This is a genomic window from Paraburkholderia atlantica, from assembly GCF_009362785.1.
Lineage (GTDB): Bacteria > Pseudomonadota > Gammaproteobacteria > Burkholderiales > Burkholderiaceae > Paraburkholderia > Paraburkholderia atlantica.
Genome location: NZ_WHNQ01000109.1, coordinates 1 through 6,236, shown reverse-complemented (window position 1 = coordinate 6,236; position 6,236 = coordinate 1). Strand labels below are relative to the sequence as shown.

Genomic DNA, 6,236 nt, shown 5'->3' with positions numbered 1-6,236 from the left:
TATGTACTTCGTGACCACGCCCTTGGATATGCCCAGTGACGCGGCGATCCGATCGTGCGAGAAACCGCCGTCGAATTTAAGTCGTAAAACGTCCTTGATCATGCGCATGTTCATCCGGTGCGCGGGCATGCTCTCTCCGGCAAAAGCCGGCGAGCATAGCCTGCGTAGTTGATGTCATGCGCAACGCCAATCCTGCCTTCCGGTCCGCTCGGTCACGTTCCCGAAATGCCCGGTCACGTTGCCGAAATCGCCGGTCACCATCCCGAAACGGCCGGTCACGTTCGTCCGAAATACGCACAAGAGCGGCCGCGTCACAGATTGTGCAGGCAGCGTCTGCACAATCGCTGGGCAACGGTATCCCGGGTGTAACAGCGCGCGCATTGCCTCCAAACTGCTGTTTGGTGCGTCCTCCAGTTCTGGGACATCAAGGACACCGTGCGAGTCATCGAGACTCTAGTGGATTGGCTTGGCATAGTGTTCCGGCCGCCCAATGGACAGAAGCTCCGGTCTACAATGCAGACCCTTTGAATGGAAGGTGTCCGCTGTGCCAAGAACAAAGAGCTTGGAATCCTCAAAGGTCGTCGCGGTTCGGATAGACCCGGGCGTCGAACGTAGACTTCGATTACTCGCCGAGACTAGCGGTCGCAAGCAGTCTTTCTTCCTCAAACGACTCATCGACGAAGGTATAGGCGCGCTGGAGGAAACCTGGTTGCCTCCACAGCTGCTTGAACAGGCCCGTGCGGGAACGCTCCCCCAGTTAACCAAAGATCGCTCCAGTCCAGACCTCTTTGATTGACTGGAGGGCAGCTCATTTGCCTATCGTGGATGACAAATATTCTTAAGGAAGTGTTGCCTCTGGACAAGGGGTTATCTTCGAGTGGCGTCCGGGATCGGGGTACCTTACTTTGGCAAACTCCTCGACGCTGATATCGAGCGTGACATCGCGCAACTGCCCCTGTCTGCCGGCAGACGAGCAGATTCGCGAATGCAGTCGTGGACGAAGCGGTTCCGGACGTGCTCACATGCGTTGGCGAATGTTTGCCAGCAGTGGTGATTGAGATGCGGCGCGAATAGTGTGCGAGCTGACGAAGCTCGACGAGCAGGTCGCGCAGATCGAGCGTCGTATAAGCGCCTGCAAGAAGGACGACAAAGCCGTGAAAGCGATCAGAGAAAAACTAGGTGCGGAGCCCTGACACAATCCCTGCATCGAGGCTGAAGGGGCCGCCAGACAGGCGAGGAGATCGCGAACAACGAAATCGGTGAGGCGCCGTCGAGCTCGCTCAAGCAAACGCGCCGACTGATGGCTTCGATCGAAACCAGCGAGACGTAATACCTCGTTTTCCTTCCCCGCCGTGAACGACGGAGCTTGATGCCCATTTGGGTCAACGGCGATACAAGCATAACGAAGGAGCGCGGATGACGGTGGCAGCGAGGCCCCGTGTTCGCTATTTGAAAAAAGACCGATGTCGGCGACGCCCCTACCCGTTTTGAAGTAGAAGAACGAGCCGGATCCAGCGAAAGTCGGGATTGTTGCAGGCTACCTGATAGGGTGGCGGTTCGCGCGCTCCGACCCCACGCCGAATTGTCCCTCTATGACGCCCGGTGCTCGCTCGCGTACTCGTCGTCGTTGCGAGATGGCACTCGGGGGAGGGCGCGGCCTACCAGCTAGCAACCAGTTTTGCGTGTGCCGGTCGAGCAGCGAGGATACTTCGGATGGTAGCTAGGGACTTTTCCGCAATCGGAGAAGACTCGTCGACGCGCTACCGAGAACTCCGGAGTTCTAACCCCTAGGCGTCTGCAGACGGTCGAGAGATAAGGTTTGCCTGAACCCGCGCATTGCTCGACGGCGGTGGCGATTGCCGCATCTCCGACATGTCTGCGAAGCCACTCAAGCGTTTGCCGGTCTTTCTCGTTGTAGACCCTCACCAAATGCTCCATCGCTGCCTCCGAAGCACTGTATTTAAATACAGACTGTGAATTTATACAGGATTCTGCTGATTGGCAAGCCCGAAGTTGACCTTAGCAACACGACTCTCGTAAGGACAGACGCAACTAACGGTCAAGTACATCTGTATCTGGAAGGGGGGCGATATCGCGAGGCCGTCTTCAAGGGCGCTGGTAGCGTCGGACGTTGCCGTGCAGCGCCGTTTCCGGCAGGATCATGTGGTCTGTACTCATTCACCCCGCATGCCCGATCGCCTCCAACTAGTCGCCCTCGCGCTGCCAGCTGACTGCGCACCAGAATCGCTCCCAGCTCCGGTCTCCCAATTCATCGCGGCCTGCTGGTCCGGCATGAGCCGCGTCCAGTTGCTCGACCGAGCGCGCCGGCTGGGATTGCGCGCCTCGCTGCGCGTGCGCCCGGAGCGCGGCCCCGAAGGTGTACGGCTGTATGCGCTGGTGCTGGCAATTGGGGAGGTATGCGTCGAACTTATCGCTCACGTCCGCAGGCTCGCGCATCGCGCTGGTCCCCGGCGTGCGAAGGCCTCACTACCGCCGGCGAGAGATGCGCGGCAAAGGGCACTCTTCTGACTTCACGCTGCGAGGCAGGTCATACGTGAGGGGATATTCCGGCGACTTCAATTCTTCCGCATGCGAACAACTAACGCGAGCAAGCGGGCACGCATTTCCTCGGCCGGCAAGTGCGTGAGCCAGCCGTGACCAGGAAGCAACCAGTCGAAGCGATACGCGGATAGCTTGCCAAGCGATTCGGTGAGCTCAGACCATGAATACCAGCACGCGTCCCTGAACGCGACGAGGTTCATTGCGCGCGGGCTCCAGGCAAGCGAATCACCCGAGAACAATACGCTGTCATCGAGCAGATACACGACGCTACCGCGCGTGTGGCCTGGCACAGGGATCGCACGCACGCCGGCTGCAACGTCCGTCGCCGAGCCGTCGTCAAGCAGGTCCGTAGCATAGGGCGCAGCTGACATATCTTCCCGGTGGATCCAGACGCGCGCGCCGAACTTAAGGGCATATTTATCTGCGTCCGCGACGTCGTCACGATGCGACAGAAGGATGTGCGCGATACCGCCGTTCTCATCAAACCAATTCACGAGTTCAGCCGCATAGCGGGGTGAATCGATCAGCAGATTGCCGTCCGGACGCCTCGCAAAATAAGAGTCAGCGCCAAACGACGACCGCGCGTTAAATCCGCAGCGCCATACATCCGACGTAATTGGCTCTGGAAAGATCGCGGCGTTCGGACGAGGCTGCTTCGTTTCACTGCGTACCGACGCCGTAGGACATACGAGCACCGCACGCCAGGCAGCGAGGTGCTCTTCAGGCGTAACGGGCTGCCGCACGAAGACGCTCTTGTCGTTTCGTTCGACAATCAGCCCAGGCGCGACGTGACGCGATGCACCGCAATTGATGCACGCTGTGTCTATGTACCACTCGCCTGGGACGGAGTCGGTGTTGCGTCTCGGTTTCATTCGATGCTCCTGGTTCGGAAAGCCACGAGCGCTACGCGCGGGAAGGTCGAGGGCGCGCGCATCTCGGGACGGGACGGCCTGCGCGGTGATGCGTTCATTTTTTCGGACCGTTCGTGTTTCATGAACAACAGATATATTTGAACGCGGCAGCAGATGTTCAATATTTTTTGTCGTTCACGTTCCATGTACAATAGAAAAAAATGAACGGAGTCCTGATGCGCGCGTCAGTCGCTACCCCCGATTCACTCGTCACATCCGCCGCGCAGGCGTTCAGCATGAGCGCAGGCGTGGCGACGTCTGTCATGCCGCCCCCGACCGGTAGCGGCTATGACAGCACAGTCGAGTTCCAGCTAGAACCACCGGTGCGTCGCGGGGTTGTCGTCGTTCCCTCAATCGACCGCCAGGAGCGGCTTTCCGCGCTGGCTGCGACAGGCGGCCTGCAGGACGCGGACCACGCTCTGCTCGTGACATCGTATCTTTCACCCGCCCTTGTCAACGCCTGCCGTAGCCTTGGCGTGAACGCCATCGACGAGTCTGGTAACGCGTTCGTGAAGGACGGCAAAACCTTGATCCTGATTTCCGGCCGTCCGCGCGCCAACGAGCTGCGTCGACCTAGCCTCTGGTCGAAGCGCTCACTTCAGGTAATCCTTGCCTTGCTCGCCAAGCCAGCGCTACTCCGTCAGGGCAGACGCACGATCGCAATGTTCGCCGGGGTGAGTACCGGCACGGCACAAGCCACCGTACAAACGTTACTGCAGCGTAAGGACGTGGTCGAGCGCAGGGACGGACTGGCCTTCACCAACTTCGGCAGGTTGCTCGACGAATGGGTCACCCTGTATCCCTCGCTCCTCAGGCAGTCACTGAAACTGGGTCGATACCGTGCGACGGAGCTGAACTGGTGGGCCGACATGGCGCCGAGCGATGAATGGATGTGGGGCGGTGAGTCGGCCGCGGCGCTGATGACGAATTATCTGAAGCCGGCGCTGTTGACGGTGTACTGTACCAACGGGATCCCTCCGCAGATAATCAGTAGGGGGCGGCTGCGGCCGGACCCTGCGGGCAACGTTGAATTTCTCAAAACACCCCTCCAGTTAGACCGCACCCCGGGGCTCATCGACAACGTCGTCTATCCCGTGCTCGTTTACGCCGATCTCGTCGCGAGCGGCGACTCGCGCAACCTCGAAACCGCGCAGATGATTCGCGAACAGTACATCCAACATGGCAATTAAGCTGCACGAGGCCAATCCGTTTCCCGAGATGTCAGTCGCCCTACTGCGTGACGTCTCGAACGCGGCGAATAAGGTTGGTGCAGCATGGTTTGTCGGAGGAGCGACGGCTCGCGATATCCTGACCACGCACCGCTTCGGGATCGCGCAGTCGCGTGCGACAGCAGACGTCGACATTGGTGTGTGCATCGAAAGCTGGCAAGGCGACAGGCGACTGCGCGACGAACTCATTGGAACAGGAAGGTTTGAGCCCAGCGGGGAGGCTCAGCGCCTCCATTACATCGCGCCCGGATCAGGCGAAAGGATGTGGCTGGATATCGTACCGTTCGGAGGAATCGAGCGCGGGAGCGACCGCGAGATTGAATGGCCTGGCGGCGCCTTCCGGATGACTGTCGCAGGCTTTGGCGAAGCACTGGAGGCGGCGGTCGAGGTTGAACTTGCAGATGACGTCGTTGTCCTCGTTGCGTCCCTTCCGGCGCTCGCGATGCTCAAGATCCTCGCCTGGCGAGACAGGCACACCGACCATGCAAGAGACGCGACAGATCTACGTTTCCTCATGTCCCGATATGCAGATGCTGGCAACTACGATCGCCTCTACGACGGCGATGCTCTCGACCTTCTCGAAGCCCATGGATTCGATCCAGACGTTGCCGGTGCTGCACTGCTCGCACGAGACATGACGCCTCTCGTTTCACCCGCAATCCGGCCGCTGATTCTGGCGGCGTTGGAACCGGGCTTAGCCTACCCGCGGTTGTTGACCCAGATGCTGGGCGGAGGGCATCGCGTACTACAGCTTGAAGGAGAGGGGCCTGGTGCAATCGAGGCTCTGTTTAACGCATTTCGAACGACGCTCGAGCAAGCGTTCGGGGCTAGCGTCTGAACACCTGCGCTTGGCTCAAGCCAGAAATACGTTTCCAGCGCAGTGATCGTGGTCATGCATTCGATCGGGCGGTTCTGGCGGACGAGAGAAAATGCCACTCCGAAGCGATTGGCGAGCACCTACGGTTCAAGTTCGACGGTTTCCATAGGCGGCAATCGTAGAACGTATTAAATCTGTCTCAACTGCGCATATAAATTTGTCAACTCGCGTCGGCGGTTCAAATCGCAACTAACCGTCAGTCCAATTGACCACAACCAACGCTTCGCCGCAAATCGTCCTGCAAAGAGGGGGCAGATTTTCACCCGCGGACGTCGACGAACTGCGACGATTACCCGTTCGGCACGCCGCGGGTCTCGCTGCCGAGTCGCAGAAGCACTCGATCCTGGATCGCGCGGCGGTCTTGCCGTCGCATCGCCGGCGTCGTTGAACGGACCGGGAGGAGCCCGTAGCAGAAATGCGAACGACACCAGACGCAGCGGAATGGCGCTTCGATTACGCTGCTGTTGATAATGAATGGACTTTCGCGGCGACATTGCGGGCATAGCGTCCGCAGTCGTTGCGGATGGGCCGCACAGTAATCCTCGTCCGAAAGCTGATGAAGCACGCTATGGTAGCCGTGAGCCGCGCACTGTCGGCAATACCTGAAAGCCGCGTAGTACTGTTCGCGCGGCATCATCTCGAGCAATGATGTGCGCA

The 6,236-nt window shown here is 59.5% G+C and carries 3 protein-coding genes and 1 pseudogene; 2 read left to right on the top strand and 2 right to left on the bottom strand.

What is annotated here, in order from left to right:
• Positions 1–1,658: 1,658 nt before the first annotated feature.
• Both GCT19_RS44155 and GCT19_RS40540 read right to left on the bottom strand, forming a co-directional pair.
• Positions 1,659–1,938, bottom strand: a pseudogene (locus GCT19_RS44155) (hypothetical protein).
• Between the two features lie 638 nt (positions 1,939–2,576).
• A complete protein-coding gene (locus GCT19_RS40540; protein WP_018437890.1) occupies positions 2,577–3,434 on the bottom strand; it encodes an MBL fold metallo-hydrolase in 858 nt (285 codons plus the stop codon).
• A 275-nt stretch (positions 3,435–3,709) separates the two neighbouring features.
• Here GCT19_RS40540 and GCT19_RS40535 point away from each other — a divergent pair, with 275 nt between their 5' ends.
• Positions 3,710–4,663, top strand: coding sequence for a type IV toxin-antitoxin system AbiEi family antitoxin (locus GCT19_RS40535; RefSeq protein ID WP_227717814.1), 954 nt, complete (start codon positions 3,710–3,712; stop codon positions 4,661–4,663).
• Positions 4,653–5,540, top strand: a complete 888-nt coding sequence (locus GCT19_RS40530) for a nucleotidyl transferase AbiEii/AbiGii toxin family protein (protein ID WP_018437892.1) — start codon at positions 4,653–4,655, stop codon at positions 5,538–5,540. The genes GCT19_RS40535 and GCT19_RS40530 overlap by 11 nt, the downstream gene beginning before the upstream one ends.
• Positions 5,541–6,236 lie beyond the last annotated feature (696 nt).